The 17,046-nt window shown below is 71.1% G+C and carries 13 protein-coding genes, 1 pseudogene and 1 riboswitch; of the genes and pseudogenes, 11 read left to right on the top strand and 3 right to left on the bottom strand.

What is annotated here, in order from left to right; genetic code table 11:
• The first annotated feature begins 9 nt into the window (after positions 1–9).
• Positions 10–1,017, top strand: coding sequence for a nucleoside triphosphate pyrophosphohydrolase (locus AC067U_RS12755; RefSeq protein ID WP_478829679.1), 1,008 nt, complete (start codon positions 10–12; stop codon positions 1,015–1,017).
• A gap of 97 nt (positions 1,018–1,114) precedes the next feature.
• Here the strand turns inward: AC067U_RS12755 and AC067U_RS12750 are convergent, their stop codons facing one another.
• Both AC067U_RS12750 and AC067U_RS12745 read right to left on the bottom strand, forming a co-directional pair.
• On the bottom strand, positions 1,115–2,341 hold the full coding sequence (locus tag AC067U_RS12750; RefSeq protein ID WP_478829678.1) for a globin domain-containing protein: 1,227 nt from the start codon (positions 2,339–2,341) through the stop codon (positions 1,115–1,117).
• Between the two features lie 136 nt (positions 2,342–2,477).
• Positions 2,478–3,710 carry a cytochrome P450 family protein gene (locus tag AC067U_RS12745; protein WP_478829677.1) on the bottom strand — a complete coding sequence of 411 codons (1,233 nt, stop codon included), beginning with the start codon at positions 3,708–3,710 and terminating at the stop codon, positions 2,478–2,480.
• Positions 3,711–3,867: 157 nt separating this feature from the next.
• On the opposite strand from AC067U_RS12745, the gene AC067U_RS12740 reads away from it, so the two are divergent.
• The 10 genes and pseudogenes from AC067U_RS12740 to AC067U_RS12695 all read left to right on the top strand — a co-directional run bounded on the left by AC067U_RS12740 (position 3,868) and on the right by AC067U_RS12695 (position 14,337).
• A complete protein-coding gene (locus tag AC067U_RS12740; RefSeq protein ID WP_478829676.1) occupies positions 3,868–4,203 on the top strand; it encodes a recombinase family protein in 336 nt (111 codons plus the stop codon).
• A gap of 450 nt (positions 4,204–4,653) precedes the next feature.
• Positions 4,654–4,794: pseudogene (locus tag AC067U_RS12735) on the top strand (cytochrome P450); the annotation flags it as partial.
• A 143-nt stretch (positions 4,795–4,937) separates the two neighbouring features.
• Positions 4,938–6,194 (top strand): transglycosylase family protein, encoded by a 1,257-nt coding sequence (locus tag AC067U_RS12730; RefSeq protein WP_478829675.1) that lies wholly within the window; start codon positions 4,938–4,940, stop codon positions 6,192–6,194.
• A 275-nt stretch (positions 6,195–6,469) separates the two neighbouring features.
• Positions 6,470–6,646: riboswitch (cyclic di-AMP (ydaO/yuaA leader) on the top strand.
• Between the two features lie 3 nt (positions 6,647–6,649).
• On the top strand, positions 6,650–7,378 hold the full coding sequence (locus tag AC067U_RS12725; protein ID WP_478829674.1) for a transglycosylase family protein: 729 nt from the start codon (positions 6,650–6,652) through the stop codon (positions 7,376–7,378).
• A 265-nt stretch (positions 7,379–7,643) separates the two neighbouring features.
• Entirely contained in the window at positions 7,644–8,930 is a 1,287-nt protein-coding gene (gene eno, locus AC067U_RS12720; RefSeq protein WP_478829673.1) for a phosphopyruvate hydratase, read from the top strand.
• A gap of 83 nt (positions 8,931–9,013) precedes the next feature.
• Positions 9,014–9,496, top strand: coding sequence for an FtsB family cell division protein (locus tag AC067U_RS12715; protein WP_478829672.1), 483 nt, complete (start codon positions 9,014–9,016; stop codon positions 9,494–9,496).
• 31 nt (positions 9,497–9,527) lie between these two features.
• Positions 9,528–10,103 carry a DUF501 domain-containing protein gene (locus AC067U_RS12710; protein WP_478829671.1) on the top strand — a complete coding sequence of 192 codons (576 nt, stop codon included), beginning with the start codon at positions 9,528–9,530 and terminating at the stop codon, positions 10,101–10,103.
• Positions 10,100–11,041, top strand: a complete 942-nt coding sequence (locus AC067U_RS12705) for a Ppx/GppA phosphatase family protein (RefSeq protein ID WP_478829670.1) — start codon at positions 10,100–10,102, stop codon at positions 11,039–11,041. The genes AC067U_RS12710 and AC067U_RS12705 overlap by 4 nt, the downstream gene beginning before the upstream one ends.
• 390 nt (positions 11,042–11,431) lie before the next feature.
• Positions 11,432–12,814, top strand: a complete 1,383-nt coding sequence (locus tag AC067U_RS12700) for an NAD(P)/FAD-dependent oxidoreductase (protein ID WP_478829669.1) — start codon at positions 11,432–11,434, stop codon at positions 12,812–12,814.
• 140 nt (positions 12,815–12,954) lie between these two features.
• Positions 12,955–14,337, top strand: coding sequence for a class I SAM-dependent methyltransferase (locus tag AC067U_RS12695; protein ID WP_478829668.1), 1,383 nt, complete (start codon positions 12,955–12,957; stop codon positions 14,335–14,337).
• 108 nt (positions 14,338–14,445) lie between these two features.
• On the opposite strand, the gene AC067U_RS12690 is transcribed toward AC067U_RS12695, so the two are convergent.
• Positions 14,446–16,992: an ABC transporter permease gene (locus AC067U_RS12690; RefSeq protein ID WP_478829667.1), complete on the bottom strand. Its 2,547-nt coding sequence runs from the start codon at positions 16,990–16,992 to the stop codon at positions 14,446–14,448.
• Positions 16,993–17,046 lie beyond the last annotated feature (54 nt).

Below are 17,046 nucleotides of genomic sequence, written 5' to 3'. Positions count from 1 at the left end.
TTTCGAGGGGTGACCCACGACCACGACGCCCACTCCGCGCACCCCGACCGGTCCGCCGACGGGGACACCGGCCGGATCGTCCTGCTGACCACCAGCCACCGGGTCGCCCCCGGACTGCTGTCCTGGTCCGCGTGGCAGACCCTGCGCGCCGCCGACCGGGTGCTGTGCGCCGACCCCGGACACCCGCAGCTGCCCTACCTGCGGGAAGCCGGCATCCGGGTCGAGCAGGACAGCCCCGACGCCCGCGACCTCGTCGAGGAGTGCGCCGGCGGCCGGACGGTCGTGGTCCTGCCCACCGGCGAGGGCGACCGGCACCTCACCGACGGCCTGGCCCGGATGGCCGGCTCGGGCCGCGTCGCCATGCCCGGCCTGGAGCTGCTGCCCGGCTCCTACGACCTGCCCGGCGCCCGGCTGCTCGACCTGGTCCAGGTCATGGACCGGGTCCGCCGGGAATGCCCGTGGACCTCGCAGAAGACCCACGAGGGCCTGGCCAAGTACGCCATCGAGGAGGCGTACGAGCTGGTCGAGGCCATCGAGGCGGGGGACCGCGAGGAACTCCTGGAAGAGCTCGGCGACGTACTGCTCCAGGTGGTATTCCACGCCCGCATCGCGGAGGAGAGCGAGGAGGAGCCGTTCTCCATCGACGACGTGGCCGGCGCCCTCGTCGCCAAGCTCGTCCACCGGCACCCGCACGTCTTCGGCGACGCCGAGGCCGAGACCCCCGAGGACGTCCGCGAGCACTGGCAGCGGACCAAGGCGGAGGAGAAGCAGCGCGAGTCGGTGACCGACGGCGTCCCGCTGGGCCAGCCCGGACTGGCGCTCGCCGCGAAGCTCGCGGGCCGGGCGCGCGCCGGCGGCATCGAGGTGGCCCTGCCCCAGGGCGAGGGGATCGGCTACGAACTGCTCGCGCTCGCCGCGCGCGCGGAGGCCGAAGGAGTGGAGCCGGAGACCGCGCTGCGCGCGGCCGCCCGCGCCTACCGGGACGCGATCCGGGCCGCGGAGGGCGTCGCCCAGTAGCCCCGCGAGCAGCCCCGGCGGCCGGCCACGGCCCCACATGGGCACGGCCCGCGTCGGTGCGGCCGCGTCGGTGCGGCCCGTGTCCGTGCGGCCCGAGTCACTGCGGCCCGTGTCCGTGCGGCCCGTGTCCGTGCGGCCCCGGGTCCCGCTCCGAGGGATTGTGCCAGTGGGTGTCCGGCGGGTTCAGGAACCACTCGCCGAACCCGAGCGGCCGGGACCGGCTCGTGGCGGGCACCGCGTCATGGAAGATCCGATCGGGCGGGGCACCCAGCTCCTCCAGCACCAGCGCGGTCACCTCGATGAACCGCGGCGGCCCGCTGAGGTACACGTCATGGTCGCGCCACAGCCCCCGGGTGCCGAGCGCGGTCGCCAGCCGGTCGGTGGCCTGGTAGCGGTGCCGCCCCGGAGCCGGGGTGATGTAGGTGACGCTCAGCCAGTCTGACGCCGCCGCCAACTCGTCCATCAGCGGCCGGTCGTACAGGTGGGCCTGGTCCCGGGCGGCGACGAAGAGCCGCACGTCCTGATCGGGAGGGCGTTCGGTGAGCTCCTCCAGCATGGCCCGCACCGGCGCCCAGCCGGTCCCGGCGGCGATCAGGCTGATCGGCCGGCCGTCCCGGCGCAGGACCATCCGCCCGCCCGGCGCGCCCAGCCGCAGCACCTCTCCCGGCTCTACGTCGCGCACCAGGGCGGTGCTCAGCCGGCCCCGGTCGATCCGGCTGACGTGCAGGTCCACGGTGTGGTCGGCGCGGGGCGCGTTGCCCAGGGAGTACGTGCGCCAGGTCGTCGGCACGCGGGCGCTGCTCACGCTGACGTACTGGCCGGGCCGGTACGGCAGCGGGAGGTGCGGCCGCAGGGTCAGCACCGCGATGTCCTCCCCGTACTGGAGGTGGCGGACGATCTCCGCGTCCCACCACGCGGGGTCCTCGCTCTCCGCGGCGCCGGCCGTCATCGTGTCGGCGATCAGCTGGTAGGCCTCGCCCCAGGCCTTCTCCACATCCGGGGTCCACGCCTGCCCGGAGGTCTCGGCGAGCGCGGCGAGCAGACTGGCGCCGACGGCGGCGTAGTGCTCGGGGCGGATCAGGAACTTCCGGTGGTCCCGGCCGAGTTCCCGTAGATAGGGGAAGACCGACTCGTCGTCCAGATGGGCGATGACATGGGTGAGCGCGGCGAACAGCCGGTCCCGCTGCCGTGCCATGTCCTCGAAGGAGGAGGGGAACAGCTCGCGGATCGCGGGGTTGTGCCAGAAGAGGTGCGAGTAGAAGAACTTGACCGCGTGTTCGGCCCGTCTCTCCACCACCGCGAAGCTGTTTCTCAAGATCCTCACATCCACAGACGAAAGTAGGAACAGAGCACGAGGCCAGGTCAAGTTCTGTCCGTTCTGCGGACAGCCGCGACGAACGCCTCATAACGGGTGGCGCCCTGATCCGGGTACTCCGTACGCGTGCAGGTCAGAAGCCCTCTCAGCGCTCCTGCGGCGTGAACCGGACCGGGAGCTCGCGCAGTCCGCGCATGATCAGACCCCCACGCCAGCGCAGTTCGGAGGGCTGGACGGCAAGTTGCAGGTCCGGCAGGCGGGTCAGGAGGGAACGGAGCCCCAGCTGCCCCTCCAGACGGGCCAGGGGGGCACCCAGGCAATAGTGGATTCCGTGTCCGTATCCGAGGTGCTGGTTGTCGGCCCGCGCTAGGTCCAGGGTGTCCGGGTTGGTGAACCGCTCGGGGTCCCGGTCGGCTGCGGCGAGGACGACGAGGACCGGGTCGCCGGCGGCGATGTCCTGGCCGCCGAGGCTCAGCGGGCGCGTGGCGAACCGCCAGGTGGCCAGTTCGACCGGGCCGTCGTAGCGGAGGAGTTCCTCGACCCCGGTGGCGAGCAGATCCGTCTCTCCGGCCGCGAGGGAGGCTTGCAGGCGAGTCCTCTGGTCGGGATTCCGCAGCAACGCGTAGGTGCCATTGCCCAGGAGGTTGATGGTGGTTTCGAAGCCGGCGAACAACAGGACGAAGCACATCGCCGCGGCTTCGTTCTCGGTGAGGTGCTCGCCGTGGTCGCTTGCCCGGATCAGTCCGGAAATCAAGTCGTCACCGAGGTCGGCCCGCTTGCGGTGGATCAGCTCCGCCAGATAGCCGCGGATCTTCTTCACCGACCGCGCCACCCCGCCCCGCGGCCCGCCACCGTGCCGGATCATCATGCCTGCCCAGTCCCGGAAGTCGTCCTGGTCCTCGCGGGGGACGCCGAGCATCTCGCAAATGGCGTAGATGGGGAGGGGGAAGGCGAACTCGTGGATGATGTCTGCCTCCCCCCTGCTCGCGAAGCCGTCGATGAGGTGGTCGGTCAGCTCCTGTACCCGCGGGGTGAACTCGGCGACCCGGCGCGGGGTGAATGCCTTTGACACCAGCCGCCGCAGGCGCGTGTGGTCCGGTGGGTCGATGTTGAGCAGGTGGGTCATCAGGCCGGCGCTGCGCTCACCCGGAATGCCCGTCTTGCCCGGCTCGGCATGGTGCACCGGATTCTTGCTGAGCCGTTGGTCGGCGAGCGCTTGGCGGGCATCGGCGTAGCGGGTGACCAGCCACGCCTCGACCCCGCTGGGGAGTTTGGTGCGGTGGACAGGGGAGTGTTCGCGAAGCCAGGCGTAGGCGGGGTACGGGTCGGTCGCGAACTCCCAGGTGAAGAGTCCGGGTGCGGGCGGCGGCTGGTGCATGGGAGCGACGGTATCCGGGCCGAGGCGAACGGGCCTCGCAGGCCCGGGCAACCCTGCCCCGTCTTTTCCCCCGCGCAGGTAGCGCAGGGGCCTCAACCTTCTCCGACGGTGCTGGAACACCCCGGAGTGCGTCCACCCTCGTCAACGGAGGAGTGACATGCCCATTGTGGCGCGCCCGTATCCTGATGAGCCCTGCCCTCTTGTCGTCGCGAAGTACCGACGAGTGTCCACTGACGACCAGGTCGACGGCTTCGGACTCGAAGATCAAGGCCGCATTCTCGGCGACTGGCTCGCACGCAGCCCCGGAGTCACCGTCTACGACGACTACGTGGACGAAGCGGTGTCCGGTGCCGGCGAACGCAGGCCCGAAATGGAACGACTCAGCGGTGATGCCGCCCGGTCCGACACGGCAAGGGCACCCTCAAGGACGAAGCCTGCGGGGATCCTTACCTTCCGGCCCGTGATGTCGAAGACGCTGTCTGGCACGAGCTGACGAGGCTCCTCAACGACGAGAACCGCCTACGCACCATGGCCGAGGAACGGCTCGGCAGCCTCCCCGGACGCAAGCGGAAGTACGAGGAGCGGGTCGAGCACGACGACCACCAGATCGAGCGCCGACGCGAACTCATCAGCACGAAGGTCCCCGAATACATCGCGGCCGGCGTCGACCCCCAGATCATGAAGGCGTCCGTCGAGAAGCTGAACCAAGACCTCCGCGCCTACACCGAGCGGCGCGACCACGCACAGGACTGGCTCGACCGGTACGCCGACCACGAGCGCAGGGTCGACAACCTTCTGGCCGTCATGGACGCCCTCGGCGCCGCCGGGCGGGGCGTGCCGGTCTACAGGCGCCCCACGATCCCGCGGTTGACGGTCGTCGGAGGCCTCCTCGGCGGCCTGTCGGCCGATAGCCGTTCCGTCGCGCTGCGGGGGAACGTCGGCGGGGCGGACAGCCTGTGCGAGTTTGCTGACGCGGATTCCGGATCTGGAGCTCGCGGTGGACCCGGCCGAGCTGCGCTGGCGCGGCGGGCTCATCATGCGCGGCCTGCGCACCCTTCCGGTTCGCTTTACTCCCCGTAATTAACTGACCTCCGGTCAGTCCGTTTCCTGACATCGCATCAGTAATGTGACCTTCGCGTGATCTGCGCTGCATCGACTTGTGACAAGCGTTCGGGGAGCGCTAGGTTCCACGGAACTTCCCCGCTGTCACGCGAAAGGTCCACCCTCATGCGTTCCGGGAACGGCCGTCACCGTAGGCCCCGTCAGGCACCCGCGTTCGTCGTCGCCGCCGGTGTCACCGGCTCGGCGCTCGCGCTGCCGCTGCTCGCCGCCACCAACGCGTCCGCTGCCGACACCGGCACATGGGACCGGGTGGCCGACTGCGAGAGCGGCGGCACCTGGAGTGCCGACTTCGGCGGGGGCGCGTACGGCGGACTGCAGTTCACGCAGGACCAGTGGGAGCGCGCCGGAGGCCTCGACTACGCCTCGCGCGCCGACCTGGCGAGCCGCTCGCAGCAGATAGCCGTGGCCGAGCGGGTGCTGGCGGCCGAGGGCCCGCAGGCCTTCGGGGCCTGCGCCGACCAGGCCGGGCTGGACAAGAACACCCCGGCCGCCCAGGTGAACCCGGGGCAGACGCAGATCGAGCGGCAGTCCGAGGCCAGGGAGCGGGCGGAGAAGTCCCGCGCGGAGAACCAGCAGGAAAACTCCACGCCGGTCGGCACCCCGGGCGGGGTGTTCATGCCGGGCATGCCGGCCATGCCGACGCCGGTGCCCCCGGCCGCCGAGCCCACGGCCCCGGTGGCCCCCGTCGCCCCGGAGGCCCCGGTGGCGCCCGAGGGGCAGCCGGCCCCGACCGCTCCGACCACGCCGCCGTTCACGGGCAACCCGACGGCCCCGCCGATCACGCCGGTCACGCCGACGACTCCGGGCACTCCGGGCACTCCGGGCACTCCAGGAACTCCCGGCAATCCGAATACTCCTGGCACACCCGGCACCCCCGGCAATCCGAACAACCCCGGTACCCCGGGCAATCCGAACACCCCGGCCGCGCCGACCACCCCCGGTGCGCCGACCACCCCGGCGAGCCCGTCCGCCCCCGGCACCCCGTCCGCCACCCCCGGCAGCCCGGGTGCCGTGACCGGAACGCCCATTTCCAGCACGACCCCGGACCCGTCGGCATCCCCGTCCGCCGATCCGTCAGCTTCCGCCGCGCAGCCGGGCGGAACCGCGCAGACCGACCCGGCGGCGGGCACCGGACGCCACCGCGGGGCCCCCGCGGTCGAAGCTCCCGCCCCTTCCGGCACTCCGGCCCCGCAGTCCGGGCCCACCTACACCGTCCAGGCCGGCGACAGTCTGACGAGCATCGCGGACGCCAAGGGCGTGAAGGGCGGCGCAAAGGCCCTCTACCAGGCCAATGAGCAGGTCATCGGGACCGATGCGAACCTCATCAAGCCGGGTCAGAAACTGGATGTAACCCCGGAATAGGGCCAGTTCGGACGACCGGAAAGCGATCAATGTCCCTTTCGTGCAAGTGAGACATGCGTCTCTTCCCGTCAACTGGCGTGTCCTACCTGTGACCTTCGGCGAACCGGCCCCTCACCTGCGCAAACACCCCTCCGGGGAGCGCAAGTAGGGGCCGTTTCGGGTACAAGACCCCGATTGAACATCCGGGCGGGACCTGTCTACCTTCTGAATCGCTCGCCACCGCGGGCCCCTTCGACCGCATCGCCGAGTCCTGCCGGCGGGCGGAGGGAACAGTCGTCGCGCAAGCGCCGAAGGCAGGAGCGGGGGAACCACAGGTTTTCCGCCGGAACGCGACCGTTCTGACCGACGGTCACCGACCGGCTAGGGGTAAAGCCACGCGCTAGGACGCGAGGCCGGGCAACTCACTCGCCCGAACCCGACAGCTCACCTCGCAGGCGTCGGTGAGGAGAAGTTCCATGCTGCTTTCCGGCAAGGGCAAGCACCGTCGCGCCAGCAAGGCCACCCGCATCGTCACGCTCGCCGGTGTCACCGGTGCCGCGATCGCCGCCCCGCTGATGGCCGCGGGCACCGCGAACGCCGCCACCGCCTCGCAGTGGGACGCCGTCGCCAAGTGCGAGTCCGGCGGCAACTGGTCGATCAACACCGGCAACGGGTACTACGGCGGCCTGCAGTTCTCCGCCTCCACCTGGGCGGGCTACGGCGGCAAGAACTACGCCCCGCAGGCCAACCAGGCCACCAAGGCGCAGCAGATAGCCGTCGCCGAGAAGGTGCTCAAGAGCCAGGGCAAGGGCGCCTGGCCGCACTGCGGCAAGGGCCTGACCAACTCCGCGTACAACGGCGGCGGCGGCACCGGCACCTCGAACGGCTCCTCCTCCAAGGCCAAGCCCGAGACCAAGAAGGCCGCGCCGAAGAAGGAGACGAAGCGCACCGAGACCTTCACCACCCGGTCCGAGCGCTCGAACACCCCGGCCCCGACCAAGCCCGCCGCCAAGCCGGCCACCCCGGCCCCGGCCACCCCGAAGACCGGCAACGGCTCCTACGAGGTCAAGTCCGGCGACACCCTCGGCGCGATCGCCGACGCCCACCACGTCCAGGGCGGCTGGCAGAAGCTGCACGAGCTGAACAAGGACATCGTCCCGGACGCCGATCTGATCTTCCCGGGTCAGAAGCTGAACCTTTCCTGACACCTGCTCGAACCCTTCCCGCCGCTTCCCGGCGGCAGGACACCCGCCCGGCGCGTCCCCGACGCGTCGGGCGGTGGTGTGTACGGCCGGGAGGCCCCGGACCGGGATGTATGTCCGGGTAGACGGGTATTCGGGCTCTTTTTCGTCCCAGGACCCGGGCGGTCGACCGGCCGACCGCCCGGCTCCGGTTAGGCTCTAGTCCGGCAGGGGTCGTGCCACGGCCCCCAGATGCCGCCGCACACCTAGCGTCACATCCCAGAAGGAGATGCTCGTGCCGTCCATCGACGTCGTCGTAGCCCGGGAAATCCTGGACTCCCGAGGCAACCCCACGGTCGAGGTCGAGGTTGGCCTCGACGACGGCAGCACCGGCCGTGCTGCAGTCCCCTCGGGTGCCTCCACCGGTGCCTTCGAGGCCATTGAGCTCCGCGACGGGGACCCCAACCGCTACCAGGGCAAGGGTGTCGAGAAGGCCGTTCTCGCGGTCATCGAGCAGATCGGCCCCGAGCTCGTCGGCTACGACGCCACCGAGCAGCGCCTGATCGACCAGGCCATGTTCGACCTGGACGCCACCGACAACAAGGGCTCCCTCGGCGCCAACGCCATCCTGGGCGTCTCCCTGGCCGTGGCCCACGCCGCGTCCGAGGCCTCCGACCTGCCGCTGTTCCGCTACCTGGGCGGCCCGAACGCGCACCTGCTGCCCGTTCCGATGATGAACATCCTCAACGGCGGGTCGCACGCCGACTCCAACGTGGACATCCAGGAGTTCATGATCGCGCCGATCGGCGCCGAGTCCTTCTCCGAGGCGCTGCGCTGGGGCACCGAGGTCTACCACACCCTCAAGTCCGTGCTGAAGGGCAAGGGTCTGTCGACCGGCCTCGGCGACGAGGGCGGCTTCGCCCCGAACCTCGGCTCCAACCGCGAGGCCCTGGACCTCATCCTCGAGGCCATCAAGCAGGCCGGCTACGCCCCGGGCAAGGACATCGCGCTCGCGCTCGACGTCGCCGCGTCCGAGTTCTACAAGGACGGCAAGTACAACTTCGAGGGCCAGGCCCGCTCGGCCGCCGAGATGACCGAGTACTACGAGGAGCTCGTCTCCGCGTACCCGCTGGTCTCCATCGAGGACCCGCTGTTCGAGGACGACTGGGCGGGCTGGAAGGTCATCACCGAGAAGCTCGGCGCCAAGGTCCAGCTCGTCGGTGACGACCTGTTCGTCACCAACCCGGAGCGCCTGGCCCGCGGCATCGAGGAGGGCACCGCCAACGCCCTGCTCGTGAAGGTGAACCAGATCGGTTCCCTGACCGAGACCCTGGACGCCGTCGAGCTCGCCCAGCGCAACGGCTTCAAGTGCATGATGTCGCACCGCTCCGGCGAGACCGAGGACGTCACCATCGCCGACCTCGCCGTCGCCACCAACTGCGGCCAGATCAAGACCGGCGCCCCGGCCCGCTCCGAGCGCGTCGCCAAGTACAACCAGCTGCTGCGCATCGAGGAGATCCTCGACGACGCCGCGGTGTACGCGGGCCGCTCCGCGTTCCCGCGCTTCAAGGGCTGATCGGTCCCTGAGCCTCCGTACGTCCCCGCCCGCGGTCCCGTACCGTGTGCGGGGACGTACTGCGTAATAAGGGGAGGCGCGACATGGCCGGGAACCGGGACCGGTTCTCCACCGCGACCAGGCTCAAGCAGCTCGGCGAGCGCACCGCAGCCCACGTCTACCGCTCCCAGTCGCGCCGTCAGGTCCGGCGCAGCCGGCTCACCGGCCGCGCCGCCCTCCTGGTCCTCGTCCTCTGTACGCTGGTCGTCGCCCTCGCGTACCCGATGCGCCAGTACGTCTCCCAGCGCTCGGAGATCACCGAGCAGCAGCGGGCCGCCGACGAGGCGCGCCAGCGCCTCGAAGAGCTCCGCGACGAGAAGGCCCGCTGGCAGGACCCGGCCTATGTGAAGCAGCAGGCGCGCAAGCACCTGCACTTCGTCCAGCCGGGGGAGGTCGGCTACACGATGGCCGACCCGGACGCCGAGGCCGAGGAGCGGCGCCGCACCGAACACGGCGCGGCCGACCGCCCCTGGTACTCGAACGTCTGGGACGGCGTGGACAAGGCCGACCGTCCCGACACCGACTGAATCAACCGCGAACGAAGAGATTCCTCCAGGCATGCAGACGCCCCCGCCCCAGACCGACCGGACCGAGCCGACCGCCGCCGACATCGAGGCGTTCCAGCAGCAGCTCGGCCGACCGCCGCGCGGGCTCCGCGCCATCGCGCACCGCTGCCCCTGCGGTCAGCCGGACGTGGTCGAGACGGCACCCCGGCTTCCCGACGGCACCCCGTTCCCCACGCTCTACTACCTGACCTGCCCGCGCGCCGCCTCCGCGATCGGCACGCTGGAGGCCAATGGCGTGATGAAGGAGATGCAGGCCCGGCTCGCCGAGGACCCGGAGCTGGCCGCCGCCTACCGGGCCGCGCACGAGGACTACATCCAGCGCCGGGACGCCATCGAGGTGCTCCAGGGGTTCCCGAGCGCCGGCGGCATGCCGGACCGGGTCAAGTGCCTGCACGTGCTGGTCGGCCACTCGCTGGCGGCGGGCCCGGGCGTGAACCCGTTCGGCGACGAGGCCCTGGCCATGCTGCCGGAGTGGTGGGCCAAGGGCCCCTGCGTCACCCCGTGCGGGGAGAAGAAGGACGAGAACGAGGACCGGAGCGGGGACCGGAACGAGGAGGGGACCGCATGATGCGCGTCGCCGGTATCGACTGCGGTACCAACTCCATCCGCCTGCTGGTCGCCGACTGCGACCGGGCCACCGGCGAGCTGGTCGAGCTGGACCGCCGGATGACCATCGTCCGGCTGGGCCAGGGCGTCGACCGGACCGGCCGGCTGGCTCCGGAGGCCCTGGAGCGGACCTTCGCGGCCTGTCGCGAGTACGCGGCAGTGATCAAGGAGCTGGGGGCCGAGCGGATCCGCTTCGTGGCCACCTCGGCCTCCCGGGACGCCGAGAACCGGGACGTGTTCGTGCAGGGGGTCAAGGAGATCCTGGGCGTCGAGCCCGAGGTGATCTCCGGCGAGCAGGAGGCGGAGTTCTCCTTCACCGGCGCCACCAAGGAACTGGCGGGCGTCGATCACCTGCCCAAGCCCTTCCTGGTCGTGGACATCGGCGGCGGCTCGACCGAGTTCGTGGTCGGCGAGGAGCACGTCCGGGCGGCCCGTTCGGTCGACGTGGGCTGCGTACGGATGACCGAGCGGCACCTGGTCGTGGACGAGCAGATCACCGACCCGCCGACCGAGGAGCAGATCGCGGCCATGCGGGCGGACATCGAGGCCGCCCTGGACCTGGCGGCGGAGACGGTGCCGCTGTCGGAGGCCCGCACCCTGGTGGGCCTGGCCGGCTCGGTGACCACGGTCGCCGGGATCGCGCAGGAGCTGCCGGAGTACGACTCGGCGCGGATCCACCACTCCCGGATCCCGATCGGGCAGGTCCGCGAGATCACGGGGCGGATGCTCTCCAGCACCCACGCCGAGCGGGCCGCGATCGGTGTCATGCACCCGGGCCGGGTGGACGTGATCGGGGCCGGGTCCCTCGTCCTGCTGGCGATCATGGAACGTATCGGCGCCTCTGAGGTCGTGGTGTCCGAGCACGACATCCTCGATGGAATCGCCTGGTCGGTCGCCTGAATCGCCTTGAAAAGGACGGCGGACGGGACTTTGGTCCCGGCCGCCGAAGAAACTTCGTGAAGTTCTTCACAAGGAAAAAGGGCCTGATGGGCCTCTGGAAGGGCCGGAAACGGCGCTCGGAGTCCCCGCGGGCCCTTTTCTCGTCCCGTTCGTACGAACGACGGACGCCACCGGATCCGCGTCAGAGGTACCCACCAAGGTCAGTGGTCCACTCCACTTTCGGCCTTAGAGGCCAGTTCAGGCCTGGTGTCCAACGGCTCCCGTTACACGTTGGTTCCCGTTGTGCGCCATGACCTGGGTCACGTGGGCCGCGGAGTGTAACAGAGGGTCGGTAGCTTCTTGTGAAGGGGCTCACGAGCGTCCCCCTAGCGGGTGCTGGATACTCGTTCCATGAGCACCACGGAGCGTCCCAGGATCCTCGTAGTAGGCGGTGGGTACGTAGGGCTGTACGCGGCGAAGCGCATCATGAAGAAGATGCGCTACGGCGAGGCGACGGTGACCGTCGTCGACCCGCGGTCGTACATGACCTACCAGCCCTTCCTTCCCGAAGTGGCCGCCGGCAGCATCTCGCCGCGGCACGTCGTCGTCCCGCTGCGACGCGTGCTGCCCAAGGCTGAGGTTCTCACCGGCCGGGTCACCACCATCGACCAGGACCGCAAGGTCGCCGTCGTCACGCCGCTCGTCGGCGAGGCGTACGAGCTGCCCTTCGACTACCTGGTGATCGCGCTCGGCGCCATCTCCCGCACCTTCCCGATCCCCGGCCTCGCCGAGCAGGGCATCGGCATGAAGGGCGTCGAGGAGGGCATCGGCCTGCGCAACCACGTCCTCGAGCAGCTCGACAAGGCCGAGTCCACGACGGACGAGAACGTCCGCCGCCGGGCCCTCACCTTCGTCTTCGTCGGCGGCGGCTTCGCCGGCGCCGAGACGATCGGCGAGGTCGAGGACATGGCCCGCGACGCCGCCAAGTACTACTCCACGATCAAGCGCGAGGACATGCGCTTCATCCTGGTGGACGCGGCCGACAAGATCCTCCCCGAGGTCGGGCCCAAGCTCGGCACCTGGGGCAAGGAGCACCTCGAGTCCCGCGGCATCGAGATCTACCTCGGCACCTCCATGGACTCCTGCGTCGACGGCCACGTCGTGCTGAAGAACGGCCTCGAGGTCGACTCCAACACCATCGTGTGGACCGCCGGCGTCAAGCCGAACCCGGCGCTGGCCCGCTACGGCCTGCCGCTCGGCCCCCGCGGCCACGTGGACACCGCCGCCACCCTCCAGGTGCAGGGCACCGACTACATCTGGGCCGCCGGCGACAACGCCCAGGTCCCGGACGTCGCCGCCCGCAAGGCCGGTGTCGAGAACGCCTGGTGCCCGCCGAACGCCCAGCACGCGCTGCGCCAGGCCAAGGTCCTCGGCGACAACGTGGTCTCCGGCATGCGGGGCTTCCCGCAGAAGGAGTACGCGCACTCCAACAAGGGTGCGGTGGCCGGTCTCGGCGTCCACAAGGGCGTTGCGATGATCGTCATGGGCAAGATGAAGATCAAGCTCAAGGGCCGGCTGGCCTGGTACATGCACCGTGGCTACCACGGCATGGCCATGCCGACCTGGAACCGCAAGATCCGCGTCTTCGCCGACTGGACCCTCGGCATGTTCCTCAAGCGCGAGGTCGTCTCCCTCGGCGCGCTGGAGACCCCGCGCGAGGAGTTCTACGAGGCCGCCAAGCCGGCCCCGGCTCCGGCCGCCTCGGCTCCGGCCGAGAAGGCCAAGGCGTCCTGACGCCCCGGCACTGACCGTTCCACCCCGACAGGGGCCGCCTGCCATCCGTGGTGCGGGCGGCCCCTTCGGCGTACCCGGGCGCCGCTCCGGCGTACCCGCGCCTCCCGCTGGGTAGACCGACTGACCGGAGGTGTGCGCCCATGACCGACGCCGCGCCGCGGTTGGCCGCTCTGACCGAGACCCTGCTGGGATCCCCGCCGCCCGTGCGCATCCGGGCCTGGGACGGCTCGGAGGCGGGCCCGCCCGACGCTCCGGTGCTCGTCGTCCGGGACCGCCGCGCCCTGCGCCGGATGCTCTGGCGGCCCGGCGAACTGGGCCTGGCCCGGGCCTGGGTGGCCGGCGAACTGGAGATCGACGGCGACCTGTTCGACCTGCTGGACCGGCTGGCGGGACTGCTGTGGGAGCGGGGCGCGGCGGACGCCCGCCCCGTGCCGCCGCCCCCGCGGTCGGCGCGCCGCCCGGAGCCCGCGGCGCTGGCCCGGCTGCGCCGGCGGGCCGAGAGCGGCCGGGTCGCACTGAGGGCCGCAGGTGACCCCGCCACCCGGACCGCCCTGCGGGACCTGCTCGCGCTCGCGGGCCCGCTGCCCCCGCCCCCGCCACCCCCCGAGGAGGTCGTCCGGCGGCGGTCCGGAGCCGCCCACAGCCGCCGCCGCGACCGGCAGGCCATCAGCCACCACTACGACGTCGGCAACGAGTTCTACGCCCTGGTCCTCGGCCCCTCCATGGTCTACAGCTGCGCCTACTGGCAGCCCGGAGGCACCCTGGAACAGGCCCAGCACGACAAGCTCGACCTGGTCTGCCGCAAGCTCGCCCTCTCCGAGGGGCACCGCCTGCTCGACGTCGGCTGCGGCTGGGGCTCCATGGCGCTGCACGCCGCCCGCGCGTACGGGGCCCGGGTCACCGGCATCACCCTCTCCCGCGAACAGGCCGCGTACGCCCGCAAACGGATCGCCGAGGAGGGCCTCGCCGACCGGGTGGAGATCCGAGTCCAGGACTACCGGGACGTCAGGGAGCGGCCCTACGACGCCATTTCGTCCATCGGTATGGCCGAACACGTCGGCTCGGTCCGCTACCGCGAGTACGCCGACACCCTCTTCGCCCTGCTGCGGCCCGGCGGCCGGCTGCTCAACCACCAGATCGCGCGCCGCCCCGAGCCCGACGAAACGGCCTACCGGATCGACGAGTTCATCGACGCCTACGTCTTCCCGGACGGCGAGCTGGCACCGCTCGGCACCACCGTCGGCGAACTGGAACGGGCCGGCTTCGAGGTCCGCGACGTGCAGTCGCTCCGCGAGCACTACGGCCTCACCCTGCGGGCCTGGGTGGCCCGGCTGCGGGAGAACTGGCCGGAGGCGGTCCGGCTCACCTCCCCGGGCCGGGCCCGGGTCTGGCTGCTCTACATGGCGGCCTGCGCGCTCGGCTTCGAGCACGCCCGGCTCGGCGTCAACCAGGTCCTGGCCGTCCGCACGGAGGACTCGGGGGCCTCGGGCCTCCCGTCGCGGCCCCGGGAGTGGCGGGAGTAGCGACGGCACGGGAACGGCACGGGCGCGGGACGGCAGGGCGCGCGGACGGAACGGCGAAGGCCCCGCGACCGGTCGGTCGCGGGGCCTTCGCCCGAGTTCTGCCGCCAGCTACTCGGTCTTGATGGCGGTCAGCATGTTCAGCCGGGCCGCGCTGCGCGCCGGCCACATGGCCGCGAGCACGCCCACCAGCGCCGCCAGCAGCAGGAAGAGGCCGATCCGGTCCCACGGCAGGACCAGCGAGTAGTGCGGGATGGACTTGGCGATGGTGGTGCCGCCCGCCCAGGCGAGGAAGACACCGCAGACCACGCCCAGGGACGCGCCGAAGAGGGAGATGACCACCGACTCCAGACGGATCATGTTCTTGACCCGGCCGCGGTCCAGGCCGACCGCCCGCAGCATGCCGATCTCCTGGGTCCGCTCGAAGACCGACATCGCCAGGGTGTTGACCACGCCGAGCACCGAGATGATCAGGGCCATGCCGAGCAGGCCGTACATGATGTTCAGAGCGGTGTTGATCATCCCGCCCATCTCGTTGCGCATGTCCTGCCGGGTCATCACGTTGACCGCCGGGTTGTTGCCCAGTGCGTCGAGGACCGCCTTCTCCGAGGCCTTGGACTCGCCGCCCTTGGCGTTCACGTACACCTCGGGGATGAGCGGGGTCTCCGCGTGCGCCAGGGCGATCCGGTCGTCGATGACGTAGGGGGAGAGCAGGCCTTCGAGGTCCTCGTAGACCGCGCCGACCTTGAGCCTGCCCTTCTTGCCGTCCTCGAAGGTGACGTCCAGGACCGAGCCGACGGTCAGCTTCTGGCTCTTGGCCGTCTTCTCCGCGACCGCGACCTCGCCGCGCGCGAGGCTCGCCAGGGAACCGCTGGTGACCTCGACGTTGAGCAGCTCGCCGATGGTGGCGGGGTTGACGCCGGAGGCGGCGCGGTACTGCTCGCCGACCTTCAGGGCGGTCGCGGTCTGCGGGGACACGGCGGTGATGCCCGGGGCCTTGGCCAGGGTCTCGGCGACCGACTTGTCCAGGCTGCCCACGCCCATGGCCATGGAGACCTTGTAGTCGGCCTTGAGCTTGTCGGTGCTCATCCGGTCCACGGCCTTGCCGACGGTGATGCCGATGACCGACATGGCGGTGACCAGGGTGAGGCCGATGGCCAGCGAGGCGGCGGTGACGGCGGTACGGCGCGGGTTGCGGACGGCGTTCTGGGCGGCCAGCTTGCCGGGGACGCCGAAGACCTTCTCCAGCACCGGGCGGATCACGGCGATCACCGGCCGGGCGAGCAGCGGGAGCAGCACGATCAGGCCGAGCATCAGCAGGAACCCGCCGGCGGCGACGGTGTACTTGCCGTCGGCGCCCTGGCCGACGCCGAGCAGGACGGTGCCGACGCCCAGCAGGCCGAGCACCGAGCCGAAGACGTTGCGCAGGACCAGCGACTTGGCGGTGGCCGGGAGGTGGGCGCTGCCCATGGCGGCGACCGGGGGGATCCGGCCGGTGCGCCAGGCCGGGATGAGCGCGGCGAGGGTGGTGACCACGACGCCGATCAGCACGCCGATGACGAGGGTGGCCGGGGCCACGACCAGGTCGCCGGCCGGGATCTTGGCGCCGAAGGAGTTCATCGCGGAGCGCATGGCGACCGCGAGGCCGACGCCGCCGAGCAGGCCGACGGCGGCGGAGATGACGCCGACCAGTCCGGCCTCGGCCAGCACGGACCGCATCACCTGGCCGCGCTTGGCGCCGACGGCGCGCAGCAGGGCCAGCTCCTTGGTGCGCTGGGCGACCAGCATGGTGAAGGTGTTGTAGATCAGGAAGATGCCGACGAAGAGCGAGATGCCGGCGAAGATCAGCAGCATCGTGCTGAAGGTGCTCATCTCGCGCTCAATGGCGCGGGCCTGCTCGTCGGCGAGCGCGGCGCCGGTCCTGGCCTCGGCGTGCTCGCCGACCAGCGGCTTGATCGCGGAGAGCAGGGTGTCGGCGGAGGTGCCGGCCTTGGCGGCGACCGTCAGGTCGTTGTAGTAGCCGGGCTTGAGGTAGAGCTGCTGGGTCTGGGGGGTGGTGAACAGCACCAGGCTGCCGCCGGCGTTGACCTGGCCGTCGTCGGTGGTGAAGACACCGCTGAGGGTGTACTCCTTCACCGGGCCGTTGGTGGCGACGCGGACCTTGTCGCCGACCTCGTACGCGCCCTTGTGGGCGGTCTCCCTGTCGAGGGCGATCTGGTCGGCACGGGTGGGTCCGGTGCCCTGGGTGAAGGCGTACTGCGGGTCCTTGCCGTCCTTGACCGGGGCGTAGTTGGAGCCGCGGTTGGCCCAGCCGGAGCCGATCAGCTTGCCGTTCTCGTCGCCGACGCCGGCGAAGCCGGAGATGCGGCCGGCCACGGTGGCGACGCCGTCGAGGGCCTTGACCTGGTCGAGGGTGCGCTGGCTGATGCCGGGCTCGCCCTCCTTGGAGCCGTCCTCGTTGCGGGTCTGGCCGTAGGAGGTGACGGCGACGGCGACGCCGTCGTAGCTCTTGGCGGACTGGCCGGAGAGGGCCTTGCCGACGGTGTCGCTGAAGACGAGGGTGCCGGAGACGAAGGCCACGCCGAGGGTGACGGCGAGCACCGTCATCAGCAGTCTGGCCTTGTGCGCCAGGATGTTGCGCAGGGCGGTACGGAACATGGTGGGGAATCCAGGAGTTCAGGGGTGGGCGGCGGACGCGAGGGGGCCGTGGCG

It is taken from the genome of Streptomyces sp. NPDC043853 (assembly GCF_056436025.1).
Note: the sequence above shows the minus strand (reverse complement) of the source record. Positions and strands in the feature narration are given on the sequence as shown.

Excerpts from the sequence above, each read along its gene's own strand:
- AC067U_RS12695 (WP_478829668.1), top strand. The coding sequence starts at position 12,955 with ATGACCGACGCCGCGCCGCGGTTGGCCGCTCTGACCGAGACCCTGCTG.
- AC067U_RS12740 (WP_478829676.1), top strand. The coding sequence starts at position 3,868 with ATGCCCATTGTGGCGCGCCCGTATCCTGATGAGCCCTGCCCTCTTGTC.
- AC067U_RS12715 (WP_478829672.1), top strand. The coding sequence starts at position 9,014 with ATGGCCGGGAACCGGGACCGGTTCTCCACCGCGACCAGGCTCAAGCAG.
- AC067U_RS12725 (WP_478829674.1), top strand. The coding sequence starts at position 6,650 with ATGCTGCTTTCCGGCAAGGGCAAGCACCGTCGCGCCAGCAAGGCCACC.
- AC067U_RS12690 (WP_478829667.1), bottom strand. The coding sequence starts at position 16,992 with ATGTTCCGTACCGCCCTGCGCAACATCCTGGCGCACAAGGCCAGACTG.
- AC067U_RS12705 (WP_478829670.1), top strand. The coding sequence starts at position 10,100 with ATGATGCGCGTCGCCGGTATCGACTGCGGTACCAACTCCATCCGCCTG.
- AC067U_RS12700 (WP_478829669.1), top strand. The coding sequence starts at position 11,432 with ATGAGCACCACGGAGCGTCCCAGGATCCTCGTAGTAGGCGGTGGGTAC.
- eno (WP_478829673.1), top strand. The coding sequence starts at position 7,644 with ATGCTCGTGCCGTCCATCGACGTCGTCGTAGCCCGGGAAATCCTGGAC.
- AC067U_RS12745 (WP_478829677.1), bottom strand. The coding sequence starts at position 3,710 with ATGCACCAGCCGCCGCCCGCACCCGGACTCTTCACCTGGGAGTTCGCG.
- AC067U_RS12730 (WP_478829675.1), top strand. The coding sequence starts at position 4,938 with ATGCGTTCCGGGAACGGCCGTCACCGTAGGCCCCGTCAGGCACCCGCG.
- AC067U_RS12710 (WP_478829671.1), top strand. The coding sequence starts at position 9,528 with ATGCAGACGCCCCCGCCCCAGACCGACCGGACCGAGCCGACCGCCGCC.